Source organism: Thalassobius vesicularis (genome assembly GCF_004799325.1).
In the GTDB taxonomy this organism is placed as follows: Bacteria; Pseudomonadota; Alphaproteobacteria; order Rhodobacterales; family Rhodobacteraceae; genus Thalassobius; species Thalassobius vesicularis.
The window spans coordinates 12,469-39,390 of sequence record NZ_SSMD01000005.1 but is presented as its reverse complement, the minus strand read 5'-3'; the positions used below and the strand labels follow the sequence as shown (position 1 = coordinate 39,390).

21 protein-coding genes and 1 tRNA gene are annotated in these 26,922 nt (G+C 64.2%); 16 read left to right on the top strand and 6 right to left on the bottom strand.

Annotated elements, in window-relative coordinates; all coding sequences use genetic code 11:
* The gene (dnaE, locus tag E7681_RS11220) at nt 1-3,519 is read right to left on the bottom strand and encodes a DNA polymerase III subunit alpha (protein ID WP_136339395.1); all 3,519 of its coding nucleotides are present in this window, start codon (nt 3,517-3,519) and stop codon (nt 1-3) included.
* Nucleotides 3,520-3,652: 133 nt separating this feature from the next.
* Between dnaE and E7681_RS11215 the strand changes: the two genes are divergently transcribed.
* Complete coding sequence (locus E7681_RS11215; RefSeq protein WP_168733196.1) at nt 3,653-4,423, top strand: TSUP family transporter; 771 nt, start codon at nt 3,653-3,655, stop codon at nt 4,421-4,423.
* A 5-nt stretch (nt 4,424-4,428) separates the two neighbouring features.
* Here the strand turns inward: E7681_RS11215 and E7681_RS11210 are convergent, their stop codons facing one another.
* Nucleotides 4,429-5,211, bottom strand: coding sequence for a DUF6544 family protein (locus tag E7681_RS11210; RefSeq protein WP_136339393.1), 783 nt, complete (start codon nt 5,209-5,211; stop codon nt 4,429-4,431).
* Nucleotides 5,212-5,419: 208 nt separating this feature from the next.
* Here E7681_RS11210 and xdhA point away from each other — a divergent pair, with 208 nt between their 5' ends.
* From xdhA to E7681_RS11165, 9 genes are all read left to right on the top strand, one after another.
* Nucleotides 5,420-6,793 (top strand): xanthine dehydrogenase small subunit, encoded by a 1,374-nt coding sequence (xdhA, locus tag E7681_RS11205; protein WP_136339392.1) that lies wholly within the window; start codon nt 5,420-5,422, stop codon nt 6,791-6,793.
* Nucleotides 6,790-9,123 (top strand): xanthine dehydrogenase molybdopterin binding subunit, encoded by a 2,334-nt coding sequence (gene xdhB, locus E7681_RS11200; RefSeq protein WP_136339391.1) that lies wholly within the window; start codon nt 6,790-6,792, stop codon nt 9,121-9,123. Before xdhA ends, xdhB begins: the two co-directional genes overlap by 4 nt.
* Nucleotides 9,113-10,048, top strand: coding sequence for a xanthine dehydrogenase accessory protein XdhC (gene xdhC / locus E7681_RS11195; RefSeq protein WP_136339390.1), 936 nt, complete (start codon nt 9,113-9,115; stop codon nt 10,046-10,048). The genes xdhB and xdhC overlap by 11 nt, the downstream gene beginning before the upstream one ends.
* A complete protein-coding gene (locus E7681_RS11190; protein ID WP_136339389.1) occupies nt 10,045-11,562 on the top strand; it encodes an ABC transporter ATP-binding protein in 1,518 nt (505 codons plus the stop codon). The genes xdhC and E7681_RS11190 overlap by 4 nt, the downstream gene beginning before the upstream one ends.
* 48 nt (nt 11,563-11,610) lie before the next feature.
* Nucleotides 11,611-12,693, top strand: a complete 1,083-nt coding sequence (locus E7681_RS11185; RefSeq protein WP_136339388.1) for an ABC transporter permease — start codon at nt 11,611-11,613, stop codon at nt 12,691-12,693.
* Nucleotides 12,693-13,613, top strand: a complete 921-nt coding sequence (locus E7681_RS11180; RefSeq protein ID WP_136339387.1) for an ABC transporter permease — start codon at nt 12,693-12,695, stop codon at nt 13,611-13,613. The genes E7681_RS11185 and E7681_RS11180 overlap by 1 nt, the downstream gene beginning before the upstream one ends.
* Before the next feature lie 40 nt (nt 13,614-13,653).
* Nucleotides 13,654-14,727, top strand: coding sequence for a BMP family ABC transporter substrate-binding protein (locus tag E7681_RS11175; RefSeq protein ID WP_136339386.1), 1,074 nt, complete (start codon nt 13,654-13,656; stop codon nt 14,725-14,727).
* A gap of 96 nt (nt 14,728-14,823) precedes the next feature.
* Complete coding sequence (locus E7681_RS11170; protein WP_136339385.1) at nt 14,824-15,465, top strand: DUF938 domain-containing protein; 642 nt, start codon at nt 14,824-14,826, stop codon at nt 15,463-15,465.
* Between the two features lie 93 nt (nt 15,466-15,558).
* On the top strand, nt 15,559-15,897 hold the full coding sequence (locus E7681_RS11165; RefSeq protein ID WP_136339384.1) for a carboxymuconolactone decarboxylase family protein: 339 nt from the start codon (nt 15,559-15,561) through the stop codon (nt 15,895-15,897).
* 54 nt (nt 15,898-15,951) lie between these two features.
* Here the strand turns inward: E7681_RS11165 and E7681_RS11160 are convergent, their stop codons facing one another.
* Both E7681_RS11160 and E7681_RS11155 read right to left on the bottom strand, forming a co-directional pair.
* On the bottom strand, nt 15,952-16,263 hold the full coding sequence (locus E7681_RS11160; protein WP_136339383.1) for a hypothetical protein: 312 nt from the start codon (nt 16,261-16,263) through the stop codon (nt 15,952-15,954).
* Nucleotides 16,264-16,445: 182 nt separating this feature from the next.
* Complete coding sequence (locus E7681_RS11155; RefSeq protein ID WP_136339382.1) at nt 16,446-18,947, bottom strand: GcvT family protein; 2,502 nt, start codon at nt 18,945-18,947, stop codon at nt 16,446-16,448.
* A 185-nt stretch (nt 18,948-19,132) separates the two neighbouring features.
* Between E7681_RS11155 and panC the strand changes: the two genes are divergently transcribed.
* From panC to E7681_RS11140, 3 genes are all read left to right on the top strand, one after another.
* Nucleotides 19,133-19,981, top strand: a complete 849-nt coding sequence (panC, locus tag E7681_RS11150; protein WP_136339381.1) for a pantoate--beta-alanine ligase — start codon at nt 19,133-19,135, stop codon at nt 19,979-19,981.
* Nucleotides 19,978-20,787 (top strand): 3-methyl-2-oxobutanoate hydroxymethyltransferase, encoded by an 810-nt coding sequence (gene panB, locus E7681_RS11145; RefSeq protein ID WP_136339380.1) that lies wholly within the window; start codon nt 19,978-19,980, stop codon nt 20,785-20,787. Before panC ends, panB begins: the two co-directional genes overlap by 4 nt.
* Nucleotides 20,788-21,028: 241 nt before the next feature.
* Complete coding sequence (locus E7681_RS11140) at nt 21,029-21,937, top strand: pirin family protein (RefSeq protein ID WP_136339379.1); 909 nt, start codon at nt 21,029-21,031, stop codon at nt 21,935-21,937.
* Between the two features lie 7 nt (nt 21,938-21,944).
* Here the strand turns inward: E7681_RS11140 and ggt are convergent, their stop codons facing one another.
* Both ggt and E7681_RS11130 read right to left on the bottom strand, forming a co-directional pair.
* Nucleotides 21,945-23,711: a gamma-glutamyltransferase gene (gene ggt, locus E7681_RS11135; protein WP_136339378.1), complete on the bottom strand. Its 1,767-nt coding sequence runs from the start codon at nt 23,709-23,711 to the stop codon at nt 21,945-21,947.
* A 28-nt stretch (nt 23,712-23,739) separates the two neighbouring features.
* The gene (locus E7681_RS11130) at nt 23,740-24,726 is read right to left on the bottom strand and encodes a 2-hydroxyacid dehydrogenase (protein ID WP_136339377.1); all 987 of its coding nucleotides are present in this window, start codon (nt 24,724-24,726) and stop codon (nt 23,740-23,742) included.
* A gap of 123 nt (nt 24,727-24,849) precedes the next feature.
* On the opposite strand from E7681_RS11130, the gene E7681_RS11125 reads away from it, so the two are divergent.
* The 3 genes from E7681_RS11125 (at nt 24,850) to E7681_RS11115 (ending at nt 26,919) form a co-directional block, all read left to right on the top strand.
* Nucleotides 24,850-25,347: an SH3 domain-containing protein gene (locus tag E7681_RS11125; RefSeq protein WP_136339376.1), complete on the top strand. Its 498-nt coding sequence runs from the start codon at nt 24,850-24,852 to the stop codon at nt 25,345-25,347.
* An 84-nt stretch (nt 25,348-25,431) separates the two neighbouring features.
* Nucleotides 25,432-26,739 carry a mechanosensitive ion channel domain-containing protein gene (locus E7681_RS11120; RefSeq protein ID WP_342777058.1) on the top strand — a complete coding sequence of 436 codons (1,308 nt, stop codon included), beginning with the start codon at nt 25,432-25,434 and terminating at the stop codon, nt 26,737-26,739.
* A gap of 105 nt (nt 26,740-26,844) precedes the next feature.
* Nucleotides 26,845-26,919, top strand: a tRNA-Gln gene (locus E7681_RS11115).
* The last annotated feature ends 3 nt before the right edge of the window (nt 26,920-26,922 follow it).

The window sequence follows — 26,922 nt, the reverse complement described above, 5'->3', positions numbered from 1 at the left end:
TTAGACTTCCTCGACGTCCAGCACCCCACCAAGCGCCTTGATCGCGCCCTTGATCTGCGGGCTGACGGGGTAATCCTCGCCGACCTCGATATCGACCTCGCCGGGCAGATCGGGATGCATCAGGCAGAATGACACCGGCCCCCGCCCCGCATTGCGGGCGGACTGGCGCGCGCCTTCGAGGATATTGGCGACGCTCTGGATGACGGCCGCATCCTCGACCAGGATTTTCAGGCCCGAACTGCCGGCATCGGAAATGATCGTGTCCATCGTTGCCGCCGAGCGGATCGTCGGGTCGAACTGGCCTTCCTCGAACTTGGCCTCCAGCGTCAGCACCACGCGGTCGGTCCCTTCGAACACGGCGCGGGCGGCGGCCAGTTCCTCGTCCTTGCGGGCGAACATGGCGATGCCGGACAGCTGGCCGGTGCTGTCGGAAATATTCATCCGGAAATAGCGGTTGCCCTTCGAGCTTTTCATCTCGCGGAAGCCCGAGACCATGACGCCGACCTTGACCAGCGCCGTGCCTTCGCGTTCCGCGATCTGGCGGGCGTCCTCGATCGTCTTGATCTTCTTGCGCTTCAGCGGGGCGGCGTAGTCGTCCAGCGGGTGGCCGGACAGGAAAAAGCCGATGGCCTTTTGCTCTTCCATCAGTTTGTCGATGGGCATCCAGTCGTCGACCGAGGCGATCCGAGGTTCCGGCAGGTCGTCGCCCGCATCCCCGAACAGCGAAACCTGGCTGCTGGCCTTCTGTTCATGGATCGCCGCCGAATACGCCACCAGAGCGTCCAGCGCCCCGAACACACGCCGGCGGTTGCTGTCGAGTTGATCGAAGGCCCCGGCACGGGCCATCATCTCCAGCGGGCGCTTGCCGACCTTCTTCAGATCCACCCGGCGGGCAAAATCGAACAGCGTGGCAAAGGCTTTGTCGCCGCGCCCTTCGACCACCAGTCTCATCGCCTCGACGCCGACGTTCTTCAGCGCGCCAAGGGCGTAGACAAGTTTGCCATCCACCACGTCGAACGTCGCCATCGAGCGGTTCACGCAGGGCGGCACGATCTCGATCTGCAGGCCGCGGCGGACCTCTTCGGCGTAGATCGACAGCTTGTCGGTCAGGTGGATATCGCAGTTCATCACCCCGGCCATGAACTCGGCCGGGTGGTTCGCCTTCAGCCAGCCGGTCTGGTAGGACACCACCGCATAGGCCGCCGCGTGCGATTTGTTGAAGCCGTAGTTGGCGAATTTCTCAAGCAAATCAAAGACTTCGCCCGCCTTTTTGGCGTCGATCTGGTGGGTGTTGGCCGCACCGTCGATGAATTTCGGGCGTTCCTTGGCCATCTCCTCGGCGATCTTCTTACCCATCGCGCGGCGCAGCAGGTCAGCGCCGCCAAGGCTGTAGCCCGCCATGACCTGAGCGATCTGCATCACCTGTTCCTGGTAAACGATGATGCCCTGCGTTTCCGCAAGGATGCTGTCGATCGTGGGGTGGATCGATTCAATCTCGCGCAGGCCGTTCTTGACCTCGCAATAGGTGGGGATGTTCTCCATCGGGCCGGGACGGTACAGCGCCACAAGCGCCACGATGTCCTCGATACAGGTCGGTTTCATGCGCCGCAGCGCGTCCATCATCCCCGAGCTTTCCACCTGGAACACGGCGACCGTTTTCGCGTCGGCGTACAGACGATAGGTCGGCTCGTCATCCAGCGGGATGTGGCCGATATCATCCACGGCCCCTTCGGGCGGGTCGTAAAGCTGCGAACCATCCGGCCCGATATGCAGGTGGCGGCCGTTCTTCTTGATCAGGTTCACGGCGTTCTGAATCACCGTCAGCGTCTTCAGGCCCAGAAAGTCGAACTTGACCAGACCGGCCTGTTCGACCCATTTCATGTTGAACTGCGTCGCTGGCATGTCCGAGCGCGGATCCTGGTACAGCGGCACCAGCCGGTCCAGCGGCCTGTCCCCGATCACCACACCCGCCGCGTGGGTCGAGGCATTGCGCAACAGCCCCTCGACCTGCTGGCCGTATTCCAGCAGGCGGTTCACGACCTCTTCGTTGCGGGCCTCTTCGCGCAGGCGCTCCTCTTGCTTCAGCGCCTCGGCGATCGAGACGGGTTTGACCCCTTCGACCGGGATCAGCTTGGACAGCCGGTCCACCTGGCCATAGGGCATCTGCAAGACGCGCCCGATGTCGCGCACAGCGGCCTTGGACAGCAGCGCACCGAAAGTGATGATCTGCCCCACCTTGTCGCGCCCGTATTTCTGCTGGACGTAGCGGATGGTTTCTTCGCGCCGGTCCATGCAGAAGTCGATGTCGAAGTCGGGCATCGACACACGTTCCGGGTTCAGGAAGCGTTCGAACAGCAGGCTGTAGCGCAGCGGGTCAAGGTCGGTGATCGTCAGCACGTATGCCACCAGAGAGCCCGCACCCGAGCCCCGCCCCGGCCCGACCGGAATGCCGTTATCCTTGGACCACTTGATGAAGTCGGCCACGATCAGGAAGTAGCCGGGAAATCCCATCTGCTCGATGATGCCCAGCTCGAACCGCAGGCGTTCCTCGTATTCCTCGCGCGGGGCGGCGGGTTCGATCACGGCCAGACGTTTTTCAAGGCCCTCCCAGGACTGCTTGCGCAGTTCCTCGACCTCGTCATCAGCGAATTTGGGCAGGATCGGCGCGCGTTTGTACGCCATAAAGGCGCAACGGCGCGCGATTTCCACTGTATTTTCTATCGCTTCCGGCAGGTCCGCGAACAGCGTGACCATTTCCTGCTGCGATTTGAAATAGTGCTGGGGCGTCAGGCGACGGCGCGGTTCGACCTGATCGACATAGGCGCCTTCCGCGATACAGATCAGCGCGTCGTGGGCCTCGTACATGTCCGCCTTGGGAAAGTAGACGTCGTTGGTGGCAACCAGCGGCAGGCCCAGATCATAGGCCATCTCGACGAAACCGCGCTCGGTCAGCCGCTCGGCCTCGGGCAGGCCGTTTTCGCCGGGGTGGCGCTGCAATTCGACGTAACAGCGGTTCGGATAGATCGCCGCCAGCTTGCGCAGCATCTGCTCGGCTGCGTCCCGATGGCCCGCCTGCAGCTCCATCCCGACCGGGCCCAGCGCCCCGCCGGTCAGGCAGATCAGTCCGTCCGAAAACTCCTGCAACTCCTCGAACGTGACCTGCGGCAGCTGCCCGCCTTTGTCCACGTAAAGGCAGGTCGACAGGCGCATCAGGTTCTCGTACCCCGCCTCGGACTGGGCCAGCAGAACCACCGGCGCGGGGTCTTTCTGTTTCGCGCCGGGTTCGGGCTGGTGCCACGAGACATCGACCTGACAGCCCAGAATCGGCTGGATGCCCTTGTCCTTGGCCGTCACCGAAAATTCCAGCGCCGAGAACATCGCGTTGGTATCCGTCACAGCCACGGCAGGCATGTCCATGTCCGTACACAGGGCAGGCAATTTCTTCAGCCGCACGGCCCCTTCCAGCAGGGAATATTCCGTGTGCACACGCAGGTGAATGAATCGAGGAGCGTCCGTCATCCCGCCAGCTTATGCGTCGCGACGCCCCGAGTGAACAGCAACCGCGCGCCCGACGGGAATATTTTCACGCCCCCCTTGTGGGCCTGATCAGCGCGTATCATCTATCGCTGATCCCTTTCCTTTCGAGGATAACTTGGAAGATTTTCTGGTCTTTTTGATCGTTGGCTTCATCGCCCAAATCGCCGACGGAGCCCTGGGCATGGGGTTTGGCGTTATCTCCTCCGCGGTACTGCTTTTTCAGGGATTTGCACCGCCGCTGGTTTCAGCCAGCGTCAACGCCGCCAAGATACCGACGGGGTTGGCGGCAGGGTTGTCGCACGGCTTGCAGGGGAACATCGACTGGCGCGTTGCCCGCGCTCTGGTGATCGGCGGCGTCCTTGGCGGCCTGAGCGGCGCTGTGATCCTGAGCGGCCTGAAATCGCCCTGGCTGAACGGGCTTGTGTCGCTTTATCTGGTGATCCTTGGCGTCCTGATCCTGATCCGCGCCATCCGTGGGAGGCCCCCACGACTGATCGCCTCGCGCCGCTTGGGGCTGATCGGGGCCGCTGGCGGGTTAATGGAAGGGATTGGCGGCAGCTGGGGCCCGGTCGTGACCTCGGCCCTGCTGGGTGTCGGGTTAGAGCCGCGCCGCGCGATTGGCAGCTCGGCCCTGGCCGAACTGGCGGTCAGCGCGTCGGTGTTTGTAACTCTGCTGCTGATGCTGTGGCATGGCCACTGGGGCGAGGCTGAGGCAGGCGCGCTTCAGACGCTGGCCCCCTTGGCCGGGCTGGTCTGCGGCGCATTGCCTGCGGCATTCCTGGGTGGACGTCTGGCCGCCCGCGCGCCTCGCCGGATTCTGACATTCGGGGTCGGGGCGATGGCATTGGGAATTGGCCTGTACCGGGGCCTGCCGCTGTTTTTCTGATCCGGTCAGCGCAAGGCATAATCGGTGATACGCCCTCGGAAATAGGGGGCGTAGGCGCCATCCACGATATAGCCAACCTCGGCCGTCAGCGGGATGCGGCGGCCGCCGATCCAGCCGTAATCGCCAAAGATGCCCCGCCATTGCCGCAACACCGTCTTCCCCCCCTCCAGCGAGGGGCGATCGTTGGCGTGCACCTCTTGGATATCACCGTTTGCGTTGAGCATGAATGTGACCTGCACCTCGCCCAGCGCCACCTGCCACCGGTCGCCCCCCAGCACCGTCCAGCGCAGGCTGGGGTTCGAGAGAATCGCGTCAGGTGCCCAGGGCAGCTCGGCCAGATAGCGCATTGCTTCGGCGCGGTTCATCTCCGCTCCTTCGGCGCGGGCCACGCGGACCAGCCCCAGAAGCCACGCGATCAACAGCCCCTGCCCGCGCACATATGTGTCGATGACCTGAACGGTTGCCACCCCCCAGCGCATCTGGCGCGCAAGCCAGACGAAACCGGCCTCGACCACATCCACCCATTGACTGGCAGCGTAGGGCTGCCAGCCTGCTCCGGGTTTCAGCTCCATCTCGGTGGACTGGCTGTAGCGGACAAGGCGTTTGTCGCCCGTCGCCCCGCAACGTATTGCAAAACTGCGGACTTCTTCGGGCAGATCAGAACGGATCACCCCATCCGAGCGGCCCAATTGTGCGGTCAGGCCCCGCACCTGCGACCGCACCCGCCGCGATTGCAAAAAAGCTGCGCCACCCAGAATGATGACAGCGATGTTTATCCAAATCAGCATCGTGACCCCGCAATACCTGGTGCCAAACTGGTTGCCCATAATCCGGGCATTTGCCCCAAACGCAATCATCGGCGCATGAGTTTTTCTTGCCAAAAGGTCAAAACCGGGCTTTCCTGACTGAAACCAACAGGGGCCTGCCCGTTTTCTACGCCGCATCGAAGACGGGTCACAAAGGCAAACACATCGGTAAGGCGGCGGGTCTATTTACATGGATGTCACCTTTCTTCTGAACGGAGAGAGCGTGGAGTTGCGCGATGTGTCCCCGATGATCACGTTGCTCGACTGGCTGCGAACCGAACGCGGACTGACCGGTACCAAGGAAGGATGCAACGAGGGCGACTGCGGCGCCTGCACCGTCATGGTTCAGGATGACGCGGGCAACCGGGCGCAGAACGCGTGCATTCTTTTCCTGCCCCAACTGAACGGCAAATCCATTCGCACGGTCGAGGGGATGGCCTCTCCGCTGGGCGAATTGCACCCGGTCCAGCAGGCGATGATCGACCATCACGGCAGCCAGTGCGGGTTCTGCACACCGGGGTTCATCGCCTCGATGGCGACGTCGCATCTGAACGGCGAGACGGACCACGCCACCGCGCTGGCCGGCAACCTGTGCCGGTGCACCGGCTACGCCCCCATTCTGCGCGCAGCCAAATCTGCCGAAGCGGCGCAGGTTCCATCCCACCTGAAGGCGTTCCGCCTGCCCGATGCGGCCCCCAATGCGGCGGGCGAGGTTGTTCAGCCCGAAACAGCCGACGCTTTGGCCGACTGGTACGCGAACCACCCCAAGGCCACGCTGATCGCTGGTGCGACCGACGTCGGCCTGTGGGTCACCAAGCAGCTGCGCGAGCTCAAGCAGGTGGCCTTCCTCAATCGCTGCACCGATCTGCAACAGATCACCGAGACCGACGACGCGATCACCATCGGCGCGGGTGTCACCGTTGCCCGGTTGATCCCTCTGATGGACGAATTGCACCCCTCGCTGGGCAAGATGCTGCGCCGCTATGGCTCGGCCCAGGTGCGGGCTGCGGCAACGATCGGCGGCAACATCGCCAACGGCTCGCCCATCGGGGACGGCCCGCCTGCGCTGATCGCGCTGGGGGCCACGCTGCACCTGCGCCACGCAGACACCCGCCGTCAGGTGCCACTGCAGGACTATTTCCTGGCCTATGGCAAACAGGACCGCCAGCCCGGTGAGTTTGTCGAGGCCGTCAGCATCCCCAAACAGCCCGACCGGCTGAAATGTTACAAACTGTCGAAGCGGTTTGATCAGGACATTTCGGCCGTTTGCGGGTGCTTCAGCATCACCGTCACTGACGGCACCGTCACCGAGGCCCGTATTGCATTCGGGGGCATGGCTGGCACGCCCAAACGCGCCACCCATGTCGAGGCCGCGCTGACCGGCCAGGCCTGGAGCGACGACACCATCGCCGCCGCCTGGGACGCGTGGGAGCAGGACTTCACCCCGATGTCGGACATGCGCGCCTCGGCCGCCTACCGTCTGGAAACCGCGCGCAACATGCTGAGCCGATATTTCCTTGAGGATTTGGGTGCAGCCACCAATGTACAGGAGGTGCGGGCATGAGCGTGTCGAAACCCCTGCCCCATGATGCCGCCCGCCTGCATGTGACGGGTCAGGCGCGCTATGTGGATGACATCCCCCTGCCTGCGGGTGCGCTGCATCTGGCCTTTGGCCTGTCGACCGTCGCGGCGGGCCGGATCGCGGCGATGGACCTGTCGGATGTGCGCACTGCCCCAGACGTGGTGGCGGTGCTGACAGCCGAGGACCTGCCCTTTTCCAACGATGTTTCCCCATCGGCTCATGATGAGCCTCTCTTGTCCGACGGGACCGTGCATTATGTCGGACAACCGGTGTTTCTGGTAATCGCACGCTCCCATCTTGCCGCCCGCAAGGCCGCACGCAAGGCGGTGATCTCGTATGAAGAATCCGCGCCTTTGCTGACGATTGATCAGGCGCTGGCAGCAAATAGCCGGTTCGAGGATGGGCCGCGGATCTACACCCGGGGCGATGCTGCGGCTGCAATTGCCGCTGCCCCGCGCGTGGTTGCGGGCGTGCTGGAACTGGGCGGACAGGAGCATTTCTATCTGGAGGGTCAGGCCGCTGCCGCACTGCCGGGTGAAGACGGGGACATGCTGGTCCACAGCTCGACCCAGCACCCGACCGAGATCCAGCACAAGGTGGCCGAGGCGATTGGCGTCCCGATGCACATGGTCCGGGTCGAGACGCGCCGCATGGGTGGCGGGTTCGGCGGCAAGGAAAGTCAGGGCAACGCGCTGGCCTGCGCCTGTGCCGTGGCCGCGCGCCTGACCGGCAAGCCCTGCAAGATGCGCTATGATCGGGATGACGATATGATCGTCACCGGCAAGCGGCACGATTTCCGGATTTCCTATCGGGTGGGCTTTGACGAGGACGGGCTGATCCACGGGGTCGAGTTCGTGCAACTGACGCGCGGCGGATGGGCACAGGATTTGACGCTGCCCGTGGCCGACCGGGCGATGCTGCATGCCGACAACGCCTATTACCTGCCGCATGTGCGGATCGAAAGCCACCGGCTGAAGACCAACACCCAAAGCGCCACCGCCTATCGCGGGTTCGGTGGGCCGCAGGGGATGGTCGGGATCGAGAGGGTGATGGATCACGTCGCGCATGATCTGGGGCTGGACCCGGTCGAGTTGCGCCAGCGGAACTATTACGACGCGGTCGAGGGGGGCGCTGCCCCCCGGCCTGCGGCCTCCCCCCGGGATATTTTGGAAAAGAAGAAGGACAATTGCACGCCCTATGGCCAGCCAGTCGAGGATTTCGTGCTCCATGGGCTAACGGCGCAGTTGCTGGAAAGCTCGGACTATGCGGGGCGGCGGGCGGCAGTGGCCGAATGGAACGCAACTAACCCTGTGTTGAAGAAGGGAATTGCGTTCAGCCCGGTGAAGTTCGGGATTTCCTTTACGTTGACGCATTTGAACCAGGCTGGGGCGTTGGTGCATGTGTATCAGGATGGCTCGATCCATCTGAACCATGGCGGGACCGAGATGGGCCAAGGGCTGTTCCAGAAGGTGGCTCAGGTTGCGGCCAGCCGGTTTGGTGTCGGCATGGGAGCGGTGCGGATCACCGCGACGGATACGTCGAAGGTGCCGAATACCTCGGCGACGGCGGCCTCGTCCGGATCGGATCTGAACGGGATGGCGGTCAAGGCGGCCTGCGATAAGATCCGGGATCGGATGGCCGCGTTTCTGGCCGGGTATTTCGGGGCTGAGGCGGTTGAGTTTGTAGACGGCAAGGTGCGAGCGGGTTCGCAGGAGTTGAGTTTCGAGGCTGCTGCCAAGCTGTGCTACGAGAACCGCATCAGCCTGTCGGCCACCGGGTTTTACAAGACGCCGAAGCTGGCCTGGGACCGCATCAAAGGCGAGGGGCGGCCGTTCTTCTATTTCGCCTATGGCGCGGCGGTGACAGAGGTGATCGTGGACACGCTGACTGGCGAAAACCGTATCTTGCGGGCTGATGTGCTGCATGATGCCGGGGCCTCGCTGAACCCGGCGCTGGATATTGGCCAGATCGAGGGCGGATATGTGCAGGGTGCGGGCTGGCTGACGACCGAGGAATTGGTATGGGACGACAAGGGGCGGCTGCGCACCCATGCGCCTTCGACCTACAAGATCCCGGCGTTTTCGGATCAGCCCGAGGTGTTCAACGTGGCGCTCTGGGATGGGCGCAATGTCGAGGAAACGATTTACCGCTCGAAAGCAGTGGGTGAGCCGCCGTTCATGCTGGGAATTTCTGCTTGGCTGGCGCTGTCCGATGCGGTGGCGGCTTGCGGTGCGGGCTATCCCGCGCTGGATGCGCCCGCGACGGCCGAGCAGGTCCTTCGCGCCATCGGGAGGCTGCGCGATGGGGTTTGATCTTGACGGATTGCAGGCCGCCGTGGCGGTGCATGGCCGGGTGGCGCGCGTTGTGATCGCTCGGATCGAGGGGTCCAGCCCGCGTGAGGTTGGGGCCGCGATGCTGGTCTGGGATGGTGGGCAATCGGGTACGATCGGCGGCGGCGCGTTGGAATTCATGGCGGCGCAGGAGGCGCGTGGGCCGGGAACGGACCGGCTGAGCACCCATGCGCTGGGGCCCGAGATGGGGCAGTGTTGCGGCGGACGGATCACGCTCTTGCGCGAGGTTTACGACGCGGCGCGGGTGGCCAAATTGGGTCAGGATGTGATCGCACGCAGCACGGATGGATCGGAGATGCCGCTGGCCGTGAAGCGCCTGCTGGCGCGGGCCCGCGCGCAAGGGCAGCCCCCAGAGGCGCAGCTGATTCAGGGCTGGATGGTGGAGCCGGTGCATCACCCCGAAACCCCGCTGTGGATCTGGGGCGCGGGCCATGTCGGTCGCGCGATGGTCGATGTGCTGGCACCGCTGCCCGATCTGGCGATCATCTGGGTTGATACCGCGCCAGAGCGGTTTCCCGAGCGGATTGCGCCGGGCGTTACCGCCCTACCCGCCGCTCAGCCTGCGTTGCTGGCGCAACACGCGCCGCATAACGCACAGCACCTGATCCTGACCTATTCCCATGCGCTGGACCTGGAGCTGTGCCACGCCCTGCTGCAACGGGGCTTTGCGCGCTGCGGGCTGATCGGCTCTCAAACCAAATGGGCGCGGTTTCGCAGCCGTCTGGCCGCGTTGGGTCACGCTTCGGAAAGCATTGCGCGCATAGACTGCCCCATCGGCGATCCGTCGTTAGGGAAACATCCTCAGGCCATTGCGATTAGCGTCGCAGGTGCGATACTGCTGGAAAAGGGGCGCAAGACCCCTCAATACAAGGAAAAAACAGGGTGACGGGGACTCTTTTGTCGATACGGGGCCTGACCAAGGCCTATCCAGGGGTCGTCGCGAACAGCGACGTTTCCTTTGATATCCGCGAGGGCGAGGTCCACGCCCTGCTGGGGGAAAACGGCGCGGGGAAATCCACGCTGGTCAAGATGATCTACGGGCTGGTCAAGCCCGACACCGGCACGATGACCCTGCGCGGCGCGCCCTATGCACCGGCTGAACCGCGGGTGGCGCGGGCCTCGGGCGTGGCGATGGTGTTCCAGCATTTTTCGCTGTTCGAGGCGCTGAACGTGGCCGAGAACATTGCCCTTGGGATGGAGCATCCGCCCAAGATGCGCGACCTGGCCGCGCGGATCAAAGAGGTCAGCGAAACGTACGGTTTGCCGCTGGATCCGTACAGAACCGTGGGCGATCTGTCGGCGGGCGAGCGTCAGCGCGTGGAAATCATCCGCTGCCTGCTGCAAGACCCGCGCCTACTGATCATGGACGAACCGACCAGCGTTCTGACCCCGCAAGAGGTGGAAATCCTGTTCCGCACCCTGCGCAAACTGACCTCGGAAGGGGTGGCTATCCTCTATATCAGCCACAAGCTGGAGGAAATCCGCGCCCTGTGCGAAAGCGCAACGATCCTTAGGCTGGGCAAGAAAGTCGGCACCTGTGTCCCGCGCGAGGTTTCGGCCCGCGAGATGGCCGAGATGATGGTTGGCAGCAGCCTGCACGTGCCCGAACGCAAGGGCGGCGATCTGGGCCCGATCCTGCTGGAACTGAACGATCTGTCGGTGAAATCCCCGTCGGAATTCGGCACGTCGCTGAAGAATATCACCTTGAAAGTGCGCTCGGGCGAAGTGCTGGGGCTGGGCGGCGTGGCCGGCAATGGCCAAGATGAGTTGCTTGCGGCCCTTTCGGGCGAAATCCTGACCGCCCCCGGTGCGGTGGTGATGGAAGGGCAACCCATCGGCACCTTGGGCCCCACGGCCCGGCGGCGAATGGGCCTGCTGACGGCCCCCGAGGAACGGCTTGGCCATGCCGCCGCCCCGGACATGAGCCTGACCGAAAACGCGCTGCTGACCGGCTCGGTCCGGCAGGGGTTGGAGAAGAACGGCTTTCTCAAATGGGGCAAGACGCGCGAGTTCGCCGAGGCGATCATCAAACGTTTTGACGTGCGCACACCGGGGCCGGGCAATGCGGCGCGGTCGCTGTCGGGTGGCAACTTGCAGAAGTTCGTCATCGGGCGCGAGGTGATGCAACTGCCCATCGTTCTGGTGGTGAACCAGCCGACCTGGGGCGTCGATGCGGCGGCTGCGGCCTCGATCCGGCAGGCGCTGCTGGATCTGGCGGCGGGCGGTACGGCGGTGATCGTGATCAGCCAGGACCTGGACGAGTTGATGGAGATTTCGGACCATTTCGGCGCGCTGAACGAAGGCCGCCTGTCCGACATACGTCCGGCACATGGCCTGAGCGTGGATGAAATCGGCCTGATGATGGGCGGCGCCCATGGCATGGAGGACGCTCATGTGTAATCCGTTGTCAGAATTGAGTATTTTTATCAGAAAGAAGGGGGCGCGGCCATGCTGAGACTGGAAAAGCGGCCGCAGCCGTCGCAGGCCTGGACCTATGCCACGCCGCTATTGGCGGTGATTCTGACGATGCTGGCCGGGGGGGCGCTGTTCGCCTTTCTGGGCAAGGACCCGCTGGAGGCGATCCGGACGATCTTTTGGGACCCGTTGTTCTCGGAGTTCGCGTTTTACTATCGCCCGCAATTGCTGGTGAAAGGCGCGCCACTGGTGCTGATCGCCATCGGGCTGTCGCTGGGGTTCCGCGCGGGCATCTGGAACATTGGCGCCGAGGGGCAATACATCATGGGTGCCATCTGCGGTGCGGGTGTGGCGCTGGCGTTTTACCCGCTGGAAGCCTGGTGGATCTTTCCGCTGATGGTGGTCGCAGGGGCGTTTGGCGGGCTGATCTGGGCCATGATCCCGGCGGTTCTGAAAGTGCGGTTCGGTACGAACGAAATCCTTGTCAGCCTGATGTTGGTTTACGTGGCCGAGCAGTTTCTGGCCTCCATGTCATTGGGATTGTTGAAAAATCCGCAAGGCTACGGCTTTCCGGGGTCGCGCAACCTGCAACAGTATGACAGCGCGCATAACGCTGATCTGATCGACGGTTCTGGCATGCATTGGGGGGTTGTTGCTGCACTGATCGCAGTGATCTTTGCCTATATCCTGCTGAAGCGGCACCTGCTGGGCTTTCATATCCGTCTGACCGGAGAGGCCCCGCGCGCTGCCCGTTTCGCCGGGGTGAACCCGTCGCGGCTGATCCTGTTCTGCCTGGGGACCTCGGGGGCGCTGGCGGGACTGGCAGGCCTGTTCGAGGTGGCGGGTCCGTCCGGCCAGATCACCATCGACTTCAACGTCGGCTACGGTTTCACGGCGATCATCGTCGCCTTTCTGGGACGCCTGCACCCGGTTGGCATCCTGATGGCCGGCGCGCTGATGGCGCTGACCTATATCGGAGGGGACATCGCGCAGTCGAAGATGGGCCTGCCCTCGGCGGCGATCCAGCTGTTCCAGGGGATGTTGCTGTTCTTCCTGCTGGCCGTGGACGTGTTGACCAATTTCCGCATTAAACCCGCCAAGAAGGAGGTCGCGTGATGGAAATATCCTCGATCAATCCGATCCTGTTGCTGGCCTCTCTGATCGTGGCGGCGACGCCTCTGTTGCTGGCCGCGATCGGCGAGCTGGTGGTGGAGAAATCCGGCGTTCTGAACCTGGGCGTCGAGGGGATGATGATCACCGGCGCGATCTGCGGGTTTGCGATTTCGGTGAACACCGGGTCTCCGGTGTTGGGGCTGCTGGCGGCGGCGGTGGGGGGCGCGACGCTGTCGCTGCTGTTCGCCGTGCTGACGCAGTTCGCGCTGGCAAACCAGGTAGCGTCCGGTCTGGCGCTGACCCTGTTTGGGCTGGGGCTGTCGGCGCTGCTGGGACAGGGCTATCAGGGGGTCAAGCCGCCAGCCTTTCCGCATGTGGACCTGCCGATCCTGTCGAAAATCCCGGTTCTGGGGCCGATCCTGTTCACACAGGATTTCGTGGTCTATCTGGCGTTTTTCCTGACGCTGGGCACTTGGGCCGTGCTGAAATACACGCGCGCCGGTCTGATCCTGCGTGCCGTGGGGGAAAACCACGACGCCGCCCACGCCCTGGGCTACAAGGTCGTGCGCATCCGCGTGATGGCGATCCTGTTTGGTGGCGCCTGTGCGGGGCTGGGCGGGGCCTATATCAGCCTGATCCGCGTGCCCCAATGGACCGAGGGGATGACCGCCGGTATAGGCTGGATCGCCTTGGCGCTGGTGGTCTTCGCCAGCTGGAAACCCTGGCGCGTGCTGTTGGGCGCGTGCCTGTTCGGGGGCGTCAACGTTTTGCAGCTAAACCTGCAGGCCGCTGGCGTCGCCATCCCGGTCGAGTACTTGGCAATGTCGCCGTATCTGATAACCATTCTCGTGCTCGTGATCATGTCGGCCGACCGCAGCGGCGCGCCCGCCTCGCTTGGCCGATCCTTCCACGCCTCGAACTGAGGCCAATCTGAAACCTGAAAGCAACCAGGGGGAAACCTGTATGAAACTGACGAAACTTCTGAGCACCGCCGCCATGGCGCTGGGTCTGGCGACCGCAGCAATGGCCGAGGACAAGACCAAGGTTGGCTTTGTCTATGTCGGCCCGGTGGGCGATGGCGGCTGGACCTATGAACACAACCAGGGCCGTCTGGCCGTGGAAAAGGAATTCGGCGACAAGGTCGAAACCGTTTACGTCGAAAACGTCCCCGAAGGCCCCGACGCCGAGCGCGTGATGACCCAGATGGCGCTGGAAGGCGCTGACCTGATCTTTACCACCTCGTTCGGTTACATGGACCCGACGCTGAACGTGGCCAAGAAATTCCCGAACGTGAAGTTCGAGCACGCCACCGGCTACAAGACCGCCGACAACGTCTCGGTCTACTCGGCCCGTTTCTACGAAGGCCGCGCCGTTCAGGGCACCATCGCAGGCCACATGACCAAGTCGAACATCATCGGCTACATCGGCTCGTACCCGATCCCCGAAGTGATCCGCGGCATCAACTCGGCCTATATCCACGCGAAAAAGGTCAACCCCGACGTCCAGTTCAAGATCGTCTGGGCCTACACCTGGTTCGACCCTGCGAAAGAAGCCGACGCCGCCAAGGTTCTGATCGAGCAAGGCGCCGACGTGATCCTGCAGCACACCGACTCGACCGCGCCGCAGGCTGCCGCTCAGGCCGCTGGCAACGTCTACACCTTCGGTCAGGCGTCGGACATGGGTGAATACGCGCCGATGCCGCGCATCAGCTCGATCATCGACAACTGGGGCCCCTACTACGTCGAGCGCACCAAGGCCGTGATGGACGGCACCTGGTCGACCGTCAGCACCTGGGACGGCATCGGCAAAGGCATGGTCGGCATCGGCGAGATCTCGGACGCGGTTCCCGCAGACGTGAAAGCCGAAGCCCTGGCGCTGAAGGACGCGATCGCATCGGGGTCCTACCACCCCTTCACCGGCCCGCTGAACAAGCAGGACGGCTCGGTTTGGCTGAAAGAGGGTGAAACCGCAGACGACGGCACCCTGGCCGGCATGAACTTCTATGTCGAAGGCATCGAAGGCACCATCCCGCAATAAGCAGGTCCATCCGACCACGGATCAGCCCCGCCCATTCGGCGGGGCTTTTTCGTTGCGGCAGTTGCGTGACGCGCCCAGCCATGTCATCCCAAGAGGATGAGCAAAACACCCCCGATCCATTCGCAAGCCGACACTGGCCCCGACGGACGCATGTACGCCCCCGCCGCTGCGCGCAATCTGGGGCCGATTGCGGATGTCGTGGCGGCTCATGCGCCCGAATCCGGCGAGGCGCTGGAAATCGCGTCCGGCACCGGAGAGCACGTCGCCGCCCTTGCCCGGCGTCTGCCCGGCCTGATCTGGCAGCCCAGCGACCCCGCGCCCGAGCGGCGCCGCTCGATCGATGCGCATGCGCAGGGGGCGCCGAACATCAAGCCCGCCATCGACCTAGACGCGACCGCCCCCGGCTGGTCGGCCACGCTGGGCGGCAAGGATCTGATCCTGCTGGTCAACCTGCTGCACCTGATCCCCGAACCCGCCGCCAAGACCCTGATCGCCGAGGTGGCGCAGGCCTTGGCCCCTGGCGGGCGCTTTGTTCTGTACGGTCCGTTCCTGCGGGATGGCGAGACGACCTCGCAAGGCGATGCCGATTTCGATGCCGCCCTGCGCGCCCAGAACCCGGCCATCGGCTACAAGGACGACTGGGACGTGATCGACTGGATCCACGAAAACTGGCTGGAGCTGGTGCAGGTTCTGGAAATGCCCGCGAACAACATGTGCTTCATCGCGCGCAAACCCTGACGCTGCGGCAATTTTGGTCGATCTGATCAGGATCAAGGCCAAGTGCCGCCGGGCATGGTCTGACCGGGTCAGGAAACATCAAAGGACCCGAATATGAGCTGGACCGACAAGCTAAACAGCACCCGCGATCAACTGCGCACCCTGAACAAGACCATCCCCGACACCACCAAAGCGTTCGGCGCCTTGGGCAAGGCCGTCAAAGAAGGCGGTACGCTGGAATTCAAGACCAAGGAATTCGTCGCGCTTGGCATCGCCGTCTCGCAACGCTGCGAAGCCTGCATCGTGCTGCACGTCGAGACCCTGATCCGCGCTGGCGCAACCCGCGAAGAAGTGGCCGACGTGCTGGCCATGACCATCCAGATGGGCGGCGGCCCCGCCATGATGTATGCGGCGAAAGCCCTGGAATGCTATGACGAGATTGCGGCGGGCTGATCCCCTGCCCTTACCAAATGTAAACGGCGGCCCCGAAAGGCCGCCGTTGTCGTTTCAGCGGCACCCGCCATTTTGCGGGGCATAGCAGAACGCCGGGCCACCGTTGGACGGCACGCAGACCTTCATCCCACCGGTGCAGATCAGACCGCCCTTGCACTCGGCATAGGCCGGTTTATAGCACCCGCCCGGACCATAAGGCCCCGGGGGGCACGGCACGGTGCCGGTATACGGACAGCTTTGCGCCAGCTGATAAGATCCGTCCGACGCGAAACTCTTCAGCTTGTCGGGCAAACTTCCCTCGGCGCTGGCCATTCCTGCGCCAAAAACACTCACGACACCAATTACAGCTGCGAAAATCGTTTTCATTCCAAGTCTCCTCCGATCAGGTCTGACCAGACGACCCCTCGCGGCCCGTCCCCCAGACCCTTGGATGCGAGGCAAAAAAACCGCCCCGCAGTCGTAATTGTTGCAGAGATTGGAATGCGTTGCGTTGATCCCCGTCAAAGCGCGCAAAGCAAAACGCCCCCTTTCGGGGGCGCTTTGGGTGGTCAGCCGTCCTTGCGGATGGTGGCGTTCGAGGGGTCGTATGGGCTGTCGCAGGTGACAGTCGCATCCCACAACTGATCCAGCATCTTGACCTTTAGCTTGGTGCCTTCGATCGCCAGATCGGGGCGGACATAACCCATGCCGATGCTTTTGCCGAAGGCGACCGAGTAGCCGCCCGAGGTCAGGCGCCCGACGCGGGTGCCGTCCGGCAGATACAGCGCCTCGCGGCCCCACGGATCGGCATCCGCGGGTCCGTCGATCAGCAGGGTGCAGCACTTGCTGCGAATACCCTTGGCCAACATCGCGTCCTTGCCGTGGAAGTCCTTTTCAAGGTCGATGAAGCGCGGCAGATCGGCCTCGGCCGGTGTGGCGTCGCGGCCCAGTTCGTTGCCGAAGGCGCGATAGGATTTCTCCTGACGCAGCCAGTTCTGGGCGCGTGCGCCGACCAGTTTCAGGCCGTGCTTTTCACCGGCAGCCATCAGCTGTTCCCACAGGTAGCGCTGCATCTCGATCGGGTGGTGCAATTCCCAGCCCAGTTCGCCCGTATAGGCCACGCGGATGGCATCGACCGGGCACATACCCAGCTCGATCCGGCGCGAGGACAGCCAGGGGAAACGCTTGTTCGACAGGGCGGTTTCCGGCTCGGCGTCGCGGATCAGTTCCTTGAGCAGGTCGCGCGATTTCGGGCCAGCCACGGCGAAAACGCCGTATTGGGTGGTCACGTCCTGGATCTCGATATAGCCGAACTCGGCGGCCTTATCTTCGGCGGCCTTGCGCAGGTAATCGGCGTCATAGGCCGTCCAGGCCCCGGCAGAGACGAGGTAGTACTCGTTCTCGGCCCGCCGCACGATGGTGTATTCGGTGCGGGTGGTCCCGGCCGAGGTCAGCGCGTAGGTCAGGTTGATGCGGCCGACCTTGGGCAGCTTGTTGCAGGTGAACCAGTCCAGGAACTGGGTCGCGCCGGGGCCTTTGACGATGTGCTTGGTAAAGGCGGTGGCGTCGATCATGCCGACGCCTTCGCGGATCGCCTTGGCCTCGTCCACGGCGTATTGCCACCAGCCGCCACGGCGGAACGAGCGCGCGTTGTGGTCGAAATCTTCGGGCGCATCGACGGGGCCGTAGTAGTTCGGGCGTTCCCAGCCGTTCACGCAGCCGAATTGCGCACCCAGCGCCTTTTGGCGGTCATAGACCGGCGCGGTGCGCAGCGGGCGGGCGGCTTCGCGTTCTTCGTCGGGATGGTGCAGGATGAAGACGTGCTCGTAGCATTCCTCGTTCTTTTTCACCGCGTATTCGGTGGTCATCCAGCTGCCGTAACGCTTGGGGTCCAGCGAGGCCATGTCGATCTCGGCCTCGCCCTCGACCATCTGCTGGGCCAGGTAATAGCCGGTGCCACCCGCGGCGGTGATCCCGAAGCTGAAGCCCTCGGCCAGCCACATGTTGCGCAGGCCCGGTGCGGGGCCGACCAGCGGGTTGCCGTCGGGGGTATAGCAGATCGGGCCGTTGAAATCGTCTTTCAAACCAACGGTTTCCGAGGACGGGAGCCGGTGGATCATCGACATGTATTCTTCTTCGATCCGCTCCAGATCCAGCGGGAACAGGTCGGCGCGGAAGCTGTCAGGCACGCCATAGGCAAAGCGCGCCGGGGCGTTGCGTTCGTAAGGGCCCAGAATCCAGCCGCCGCGTTCCTCGCGGACGTACCACTTGGCGTCGGCGTCGCGCAGAACGGGGTGCTCGCCGTGGGTCTTGCGGTATTCGACCAGCGCGGGGTCGGGTTCGGTCACGATGAACTGGTGCTCGACCGGGATCGCGGGGATCTTGATGCCCAACAGTTTGGCGGTGCGCTGCGCGTGGTTGCCGGTGGCGGTGACGACGTGTTCAGCGGTAATGACCTGCTGCTCCTCGGACGGCACCAGGTTGCCGCCACGCTCGACCATCTTGGTGACGGTCACGCGCCATTCGCTGCCGGTCCATTCGTAGCCGTCGACCTGCCATTTGCGCTCGATCATCACGCCGCGCTGACGCGCGCCCTTGGCCATCGCCATCGTGACGTCAGCCGGGTTGATGTAGCCGTCGGTCGGGTGATAGATCGCGCCCTTCAGGTCGGTGGTGTTGACCAGCGGCCAGCGTTCCTTGATCTGCGCGGCGGTCAGCCATTCGTAAGGCACGCCGCAGGTTTCCGCCGTGGTGGCGTAGACCATATATTCGTCCATCCGCGCCTGGGTCTGCGCCATACGCAGGTTGCCGACGATGGAAAAGCCCGCATTCAGGCCGGTTTCAGCCTCCAGCGTCTTATAGAACTCGACCGAGTATTTGTGGATGTGGGTGGTCGCAAAGCTCATGTTGAACAGCGGCAGCAGGCCAGCGGCGTGCCAGGTGCTGCCCGAGGTCAGCTCGTCCCGCTCCAGCAGCATCACATCCGACCAGCCCGCACGGGCCAGGTGATAGGCGATCGAGGTGCCGACGGCGCCACCGCCGACGACCAGGGCTTTGACATGGGTTTTCATGCGCAGACGACTCCGGATGCGTGTGTTTTGCCAGATGTTTACCGATTGCCACGCCCCCCGCTGGCACCAGCCGACCCATGATAGCGCGAAACCGACACGGCGTCACAAATCCACGAAACCGGCTTGCCGCAGCGCAGAACATACCGTAAATATACGGTACTTCTTGCCAGAGGGAGGCCCCCTGAATGCAAATCTGCCGCACCATCGCCGAAACCCGCAGCGCCATCACAGCCCTGCGCGCCCAAGGCAAGGCGATCGGATTCGTGCCCACGATGGGCTTTTTGCATGACGGCCACCTGTCGCTGGTCGCCCGCGCCCAGGCTGAGGCCGGGGCATGCGTGGTGTCGATCTTCGTGAACCCGACGCAATTCGGCGAAGCGGCCGATCTGGACGCCTATCCCCGTGACGAAGCCCGCGATCTGGCGCTGCTCGAAGGGGCCGGCGTCGACCTGGTTTTTCTGCCCGAGGTGACGGCCATGTACCCCGAAGGCGACGAAACTATCGTGGAAACCACCAGACTTGCCAATATGTTACACGGAAAGGTCCGCCCCGGCCACTTCCGCGGCGTGTCCTCGGTGGTGGCCCGCCTGTTCAACATCGTGCAGCCTGATGTCGCGGTGTTTGGCGAAAAGGATTACCAGCAGTTTCAGGTCATCAAACAGATGGTCCGCGACCTGCATTTCCCCATCCGCATCCTTGGCGGTCCCACCGTGCGCGAAGCCGACGGGCTGGCGATGTCGTCGCGCAACGTGCGCCTGTCCCCCGCCGACCGGCTGGCCGCCACCGTCCTCAGCCAATCGCTGGACGCCGCCCAGGCACTGGCCGCCCAGCCCGGCACCACGGTCGAGGACATCCGCGACATCATCGAAGACACGATCCGCGCCGAACCCCGCGCCGCATTGCGCGGTCTGGACACGGTGCACGCGACCTCTCTGGACTATCTGCATGGCCCCCTTCGCGAACCGCTGGCGATCATGATCTCTGTCCAGTTCGGTGAAATTTTGCTGATTGACCAAAGGGTTATCCAACCATGAGCATCCAGACCAAGATCCGCCGCACCACCGTCCCGCAAATCCGCGCCCGCAAGGGGGGCGAGCCGATCGTCTCGCTGACCAGCTACCACGCGCACACCGCCGCCATCGTCGACAAATACGCCGATTTCATCCTGGTGGGCGACAGTCTGGGCATGGTGATGCACGGCATGGACAGCACGCTCGGCGTCTCGCTGGACCTGATGATCATGCATGGCCGCGCCGTCGTACGCGGCACCGAACGCGCGCTGGTCGTCGTCGACATGCCCTTCGGCACCTACGAGGAAAGCCCGCAAATCGCCTTTCGCAACGCCGCGCGCATCATGCAGGAAACCAACTGCGGCGCGGTCAAGCTCGAAGGCGGCGCACGCATGGCCGACACGATCCGCTTCCTGACCGAGCGCGGCATCCCCGTCATGGCACATATTGGGCTTACCCCCCAGTCCACCCACACGATGGGGGGCTTCAAGACCCAGGGCCGCGACGAATACAGCTGGCCGCTGCACGAAGCGGACGCCAAAGCCGTCACCGAAGCGGGCGCTTTCGCCATCGTCCTCGAAGGCATGGTCGAACCGCTCGCCGCCCGCATCACCAAGCAAATCCCCATCCCCACCATCGGCATCGGCGCCTCTGCCGACTGCGACGGCCAGATCCTCGTGCTCGAGGACATGCTGGGCCTGAACGAATGGACGCCGAAATTCGTCAAGGTTTACGGCACCTTGGGCCCCGCCATCGAAAAGGCCGTCAGCGACTACGCCACCGATGTCAAATCCCGCGCCTTCCCCGGGCCCGAACAAACCTACAAATAACGCGCCCTCCCCCGGGCTTCTTCTTTTTGAAAATATCCCGGGGGAGTCGCCCGCAGGGCGGCGGGGGCAGCGCCCCCAAACGCGGGCTTCACACAGGCTTAACCCCCGAAATCGTACGATTCCCGCCAAAAACCGTACGCCCCACCTCTGTGCACCCACGCACAGAACCACGCGCATTCCCGCCTCTTTGATTTTCGCCCCCGATGCCCCAGATTAGGGGCAACGACAAAGGAGCGCCCCCATGACTTTCAGACCCGTCGCCGCCACCAGCCGCGCCCAGCCCACGATGGAGGGCGCAGGCGTTCACCTGCATCGCGTGTTCGGCTTCGGCGATCCCACACTGACCGACCCGTTCCTGATGATGGACGATTTCCGAAATGATGATCCGCGGCTCTACTCCAAGGGCTTTCCGTGGCACCCGCATCGCGGGATCGAGACGATCACCTATGTCCTCGAAGGGCAGGTCGAGCATTCCGACAGCCTGGGCAATAAGGGCCTGCTGGGCGCGGGTTCGGTCCAGTGGATGACCGCCGGATCAGGGATCGTGCACCAGGAAATGCCCTCGGGCGATGCCAAGGGGCGGATGCACGGGTTCCAGCTGTGGGCCAACCTGCCCTCGGCGCTGAAGATGACCGATCCGCGCTATCAGGACATCGGCGGCGCCGATATTCCGATCGAGGGTGACGACGACGGCACCACCGTCAAGGTGATCATCGGCAGCTTCTGGGGCAAGAAAGGCCCGGTGGATGGCATCGCGGCCAACCCGATGCTGCTGGATGTCTCGGTGCCTGCCGGACGGCGCAAGGTGCTGCCGGTGGACACGCGCTCGAACGCGCTGGCCTATGTGTTTGCCGGCTCGGGCACGTTCCGGGATGCCTCCGATCCGGTCGGCATCAAGGTCGAGAAGGAATATCGCGGTCAAGAGCTGAACATTCGCGACCAGACCGGCAACCGCACCTTGGTTCGGTTCGGCGCGGGCGACGAGATCACGGTTCAGGCCGGGGATGAGGGCATTCGCTTCCTGCTGATGAGCGGCCGCCCGATCCAAGAGCCTGTCGCGTGGCACGGCCCCATCGTGATGAACACGCAGGATGAGCTGCGTCAGGCCTTCCGCGAATTGCAGGCCGGGACGTTCATCAAGCACCGCTGAGCGCGGCTTACTCGCCCAGAACGACGCCCTCGCGGCGTGGATCGGCCCCGCCAGACAGGCGCGGGCCGATTTCGATTGTGCCAAGGCCCGAGGTCATTGGGCCGGTTTTGACGGTGTAGCCCTGCGCCTCCAAAGCGGGGGCGGTTTCGGCGTCCTCGATATCGTAGCGGCCGAAGCGGTTGATCCGGTGCGGCAGGCTGATCGCCTGTTGCACGTCCATCCCCCATTCGGCCCAGGCGAGGATGGAGTTGGCGACGAACCCGATGATCATCGACCCGCCGGGGCTGCCGGTGACCAGAACGGGCTTGCCGTCCCGCATCACGATGGTCGGGGACATGGAGGAGCGCGGACGCTTGCCCGGCTCGACCCGGTTGGCGATGGGCAACCCGTCCTTATGCGAGCGGAAGGAGAAGTCCGTCAGCTCGTTATTCAGCAGGAAGCCTCGCACGAAAAGGCGCGAGCCGAAGCCGTTCTCGATCGTCGTCGTCATCGACAGGGCGTTGCCATATTGGTCGACGATCGAGATGTGCGAGGTGGAGGGCAGCTCCAGCGCCTCATCATCGGCCCAGTTGAGGGCGTGGTCGAATTTGGGCTGGCCGGGGTCTGCGGATTCGAGGCGGGTGTCGCCCAGCAGGGCGGCGCGGGTGGCCAGATAGGCCGGGTCCAGCAGGCCGGCCGTGGGCATGGGCACGAAATCGGCGTCGGCCATGTAGCGGCCGCGGTCAGCAAAGGCCAGACGGCTGGCGTCGCCCATCAGACGCAGCACGGTCGGGTCGTTCGGGCCGGCGCTGAGGTCATGGTGCGAGAGCATCCCAAGGATTTGCCCCACGGTCAGCGCGCCCGAGGACGGCGGGCCCATGCCGCAGATTTGCAGCGCCTTGTAGGGAGCGCAGACGGGATCGCGCTGTTTGACGGTGTAGACGGTCAGGTCCAGCTCGGACAGCACGCCGGGATTGCCGGGGGCGTTCTGGACGGTGGCCACGATGTCCTGCGCGATGGGGCCGGTGTAGAAGGCGCCGGTGCCGTTTTGCGCCAAGGTGTCCAGCGTGTCGGCATAGGCGGGGTTGGTCAGGGTCGCGCCCGCCTGCACCGGCTGGCCGCCGGGCAGGAAATAGGCGGCGGTGGCGGGGAAACGGGCCAGACGCTCGGCATCGGCGGCGACGGATTGGGCCATGCGGGCGGACACGGTGAACCCTTCGCGGGCGAGCGTGGTGGCGGGGGCAAACAGCGCGGGCCAGTCGGCGCGGCCCCAACGTTTGTGCAGCTCGGACAGCAAGGCGGGCGTGCCGGGGGTGCCGACAGAGCGGCCACCGACCACGGCGTCGAAGAATTTCAGCGGCTCGCCGTTTTCGTCGTGGAACAGGCGGGGCGTGGCGGCCAAAGGCGCGGTTTCGCGACCGTCCAGCGTGGTTAACGCGCCGGTGCTGGCGTCGTACCAGACCACGAAGGCCCCGCCGCCAAGGCCAGAGGATTGCGGCTCGACCAGGCCCAGCACCAGCTGCACGGCGATGGCGGCATCGGCGGCGGTGCCCCCGGCGCGCAACACATCGGCCCCGGCCTGCACGGCATAGGGGTTGGCGGCAACGATCATCCAGTGATCGGATTGAACGGGGCGACCGGCGGATTTCGCCTCAAGACTGGCGGCAAGGGCGGGCGTGAGGGCGGCGGCCCCTGCCCCGGCCCCTTCGGGCGCGACGGTATCGGACGCCTGCTGCGCCAGTGCACCGGCGCATAGAAAAAGGCCCACGAAACTGGCTGTCAAAACGCGTTTCATGGGCCTTTTCCTTTTTTATCTCAGAGCCTTACAGCAGGCCAGGCACCACCTGATCCGGCGGGCGGTGACCGTCTGCGAAGGTCTTGATGTTGATGATGACCTTTTCGCCCATCTCCAGACGCCCTTCGACCGTGGCCGAGCCCATGTGGGGCAGCGTCACGACATTGGGCAGATCGCGCAGGGCGGTGTTGGTCTCGGTACCGTATTCGTAGACGTCCAGACCGGCGCCGGCCAGCTCGCCCGCGGACAGCATGCGGGTCAGGGCGTTCTCGTCCACGACTTCGCCGCGCGAGGTGTTCACGATCACGGCGGTCGGCTTCATCAGCTTCAGACGGCGCGCGTTCATCAGGTGGAAGGTCGCGGGCGTCGACGGGCAGTTCACCGAGATCACGTCCATCCGGGCGACCATCTGGTCCAGGTCTTCCCAGTAGGTGGCGTTGTACTGCTGTTCGATCTCGGGGCGCAGGCGACGGCGGTTGTGGTAGTGGATCTGCATCCCGAAGGCAGCGGCACGTTGCGCCAGCGCCTTGCCGATGCGGCCCATGCCGATGATGCCCAGACGGCGGCCGCCGATACGGCCACCCAGAAAGGCGGTCGGCGACCAGCCCGGCCAATCGCCGGATTTCATCGCGCCCAGACCCTCGGGGATGCGACGGGTGACGCCCAGAATCAGCGCCATCGCCATGTCGGCGGTGTCCTCGGTCACGACACCGGGGGTGTTCGAGACCAGCACGCCGCGCTGACGGGCGGTGTGGATGTCGATGTGATCCACGCCGGCACCGTAGTTGGCGATCAGCTTCAGCCGCGGACCGGCCTGACCGATAAAGCCGGCGTCGATCTGATCGGTCAGCGTGGGCACCAGAACATCGCAGTTCTGGGCCGCGGCGATCAGCTCGGCACGGGTCATCGGGGTATCGTCGTCGCGCAGGGTGACGTCGAACAGGTCCTTGAGGCGGTTTTCCACGGGTTCCGGCAAGCGTCGCGTTACAACAACACTCAGGCGTTCAGATGGCATATAGGCCCTCCCAAAACTTTCAAAACATCCGCGTAAGTGGCACAGTGGCCGATACAAGCCCGAGGCACAAGAACCCCGGGCAAAAATTACCGGCAGTTACCACTAACGTCACAGGCAAAGATCATGAAAGCGCAGCTTTTTCTGGCCGTATTTTGCGGCCTGTTCCTGTCCACCGCCGCCCTGTCCGAAGAGGAACGCGGGCGCGAGACGAATCTGCCGATTCCGCGCTTTGTCTCGATCAAGGCGGCCGAGGCGAACGTGCGCCGTGGTCCGGGCCTGACCCATCGCATCGACTGGGTGTTCAAACGCCGCGACATGCCGGTCGAGGTGATCGGCGAATACGAACACTGGCGCCGGGTGCGCGACCGCGACGGGGCCAGCGGCTGGGTGCATTACTCGCTGCTGTCGGGCAACCGCACCGTCATCGTCGACGAGGACCTGCTGGATCTGTACGCGCGGCCTGACGACACCTCGCCGATCAAGGCGCGGCTGGAGACGGGCGTGATCGCGCATCTGGGCGAATGCAATCCCGACTGGTGCAAACTGGACGCTGGCGGATACCGCGGCTGGGCGCACAAGGATCACCTGTGGGGCGTCGCCCGCGACGAGATCCGCGAGTAACCTTTGACTGACGCCCCCGGCGCGCTAGGCTGATCCGCAGATGATTTGCGGATTTGCCCCATGCGTTTTTTCTTACGTTTGCTTTTGATCCTGTCGCTTGCGCTGCCTTTGGGCGCGCCCCTGCTGGCGCAAGGCAAGGATGACGGCCAGCCCTCGGGCGCGATCTCGGTCGAGGACAGCGCCACTCAGGATGCCGCCATCGCCGTGCGCATCCGCGATATCCTGGCTGAGCTGGAGGGCTACGGCGACGTCACTGTCACCGTCAATTCCGGCATCGTGACGCTGCGGGGCACTGCGTTGCAGGCCGCCGACATCGCGCGGCTGAACGTGATCGTGGCCCGGGTCGAGGGCGTCGTCGCCATCAAGAACCAGGTCACCGAATCCACCGACGTGGTGGAACGCCTGAACCCCGCCGTTGACCGCTTCAAAGAGCGGATGACCCAGATGGTCGCCTACCTGCCGCTGGCCGCCGTGGCGCTGGCCGCGTTCGTGGCCGTCACCTTTGCCGGGATGCTGCTGGCGAAGATGAAACAGCCCTGGGACCGGCTGGCCCCCAACGCCTTTATCGCGGATATCTACCGCACCGTTCTGCGGCTGGTTTTCGTCGTGGGCGGCGTCGTTCTGGCGCTGGACATCCTGGGCGCGACGGCGCTGCTGTCCACCATTCTGGGGGCGGCGGGGATCGTCGGTCTGGCCATCGGTTTCGCGGTCAAGGACACGGTGGAGAACTTCATCGCCTCGATCATGCTGTCGATCCGGCAACCGTTCCGGCCCAACGACTCGATCGAGATCGACGGCGACGAGGGCGTCGTGATCCGCCTGACCAGCCGCGCCACCATCCTGCTGAGCTATGACGGCAACCACATCCGCATCCCCAACTCGACCGTGTTCAAAAGCCGGATCGTGAACTATTCCACCAACCCCGAGCGGCGGTTCACCTTTGATCTGGGCGTCGCCCCCGACACCGATCTGACCCGCGCCATCGCCCTGGCCCGCGAGGTGTTGGAGGCCCTGCCCTTCGTGCTGGCGGCCCCCTCGCCCAATGTCTGGATCGAGCATGTCGGCGACAGCACCATCGTGCTGCGCCTGGCCGCCTGGATCGACCAGCGCCAATCGGGCCTGCTGGCCGCCCGCACCGAGGCGATCAAACAGGTGATCGCAGGCTTCACCGCCGCTGGCATCCAGCTGCCCGAACCCACCTACCGGCTGCTGACCCGGTCCGTGGAGGCCACGGCCGAGATCGCGCAACCCACTGACAAAAATCCGGAAATTCCCGCAAAGATGCCCCATGTCGCCGCCACCGCCGAACAAGAGCTGGAGCAATTCGTGACCGAAGAACGCCAGGATGCGACCTCCGAAGACCTGCTGCGCGAGCACGGCCCCACCGAGTGATCCCGCCCCGGAACGGCCTTTGCTTAGCGGCGCAAAGAATGTCTGATTTTTTCGCGATTCAGGGCTTGCGCCTGTCAAACGACTTGGGTATTCAGCCCCACACGTTGGGGCGTAGCCAAGTGGTAAGGCACCGGTTTTTGGTACCGCGCACCGTAGGTTCGAATCCTACCGCCCCAGCCATCT

Excerpts from the sequence above, each read along its gene's own strand:
- xdhB (WP_136339391.1), top strand. The coding sequence starts at position 6,790 with ATGAGCGTGTCGAAACCCCTGCCCCATGATGCCGCCCGCCTGCATGTG.
- E7681_RS11140 (WP_136339379.1), top strand. The coding sequence starts at position 21,029 with ATGACTTTCAGACCCGTCGCCGCCACCAGCCGCGCCCAGCCCACGATG.
- panB (WP_136339380.1), top strand. The coding sequence starts at position 19,978 with ATGAGCATCCAGACCAAGATCCGCCGCACCACCGTCCCGCAAATCCGC.
- ggt (WP_136339378.1), bottom strand. The coding sequence starts at position 23,711 with ATGAAACGCGTTTTGACAGCCAGTTTCGTGGGCCTTTTTCTATGCGCC.
- E7681_RS11175 (WP_136339386.1), top strand. The coding sequence starts at position 13,654 with ATGAAACTGACGAAACTTCTGAGCACCGCCGCCATGGCGCTGGGTCTG.
- E7681_RS11155 (WP_136339382.1), bottom strand. The coding sequence starts at position 18,947 with ATGAAAACCCATGTCAAAGCCCTGGTCGTCGGCGGTGGCGCCGTCGGC.
- panC (WP_136339381.1), top strand. The coding sequence starts at position 19,133 with ATGCAAATCTGCCGCACCATCGCCGAAACCCGCAGCGCCATCACAGCC.
- xdhC (WP_136339390.1), top strand. The coding sequence starts at position 9,113 with ATGGGGTTTGATCTTGACGGATTGCAGGCCGCCGTGGCGGTGCATGGC.
- E7681_RS11160 (WP_136339383.1), bottom strand. The coding sequence starts at position 16,263 with ATGAAAACGATTTTCGCAGCTGTAATTGGTGTCGTGAGTGTTTTTGGC.
- E7681_RS11180 (WP_136339387.1), top strand. The coding sequence starts at position 12,693 with ATGGAAATATCCTCGATCAATCCGATCCTGTTGCTGGCCTCTCTGATC.
- E7681_RS11130 (WP_136339377.1), bottom strand. The coding sequence starts at position 24,726 with ATGCCATCTGAACGCCTGAGTGTTGTTGTAACGCGACGCTTGCCGGAA.
- E7681_RS11210 (WP_136339393.1), bottom strand. The coding sequence starts at position 5,211 with ATGCTGATTTGGATAAACATCGCTGTCATCATTCTGGGTGGCGCAGCT.
- dnaE (WP_136339395.1), bottom strand. The coding sequence starts at position 3,519 with ATGACGGACGCTCCTCGATTCATTCACCTGCGTGTGCACACGGAATAT.
- E7681_RS11165 (WP_136339384.1), top strand. The coding sequence starts at position 15,559 with ATGAGCTGGACCGACAAGCTAAACAGCACCCGCGATCAACTGCGCACC.
- E7681_RS11125 (WP_136339376.1), top strand. The coding sequence starts at position 24,850 with ATGAAAGCGCAGCTTTTTCTGGCCGTATTTTGCGGCCTGTTCCTGTCC.
- E7681_RS11170 (WP_136339385.1), top strand. The coding sequence starts at position 14,824 with ATGAGCAAAACACCCCCGATCCATTCGCAAGCCGACACTGGCCCCGAC.
- xdhA (WP_136339392.1), top strand. The coding sequence starts at position 5,420 with ATGGATGTCACCTTTCTTCTGAACGGAGAGAGCGTGGAGTTGCGCGAT.
- E7681_RS11185 (WP_136339388.1), top strand. The coding sequence starts at position 11,611 with ATGCTGAGACTGGAAAAGCGGCCGCAGCCGTCGCAGGCCTGGACCTAT.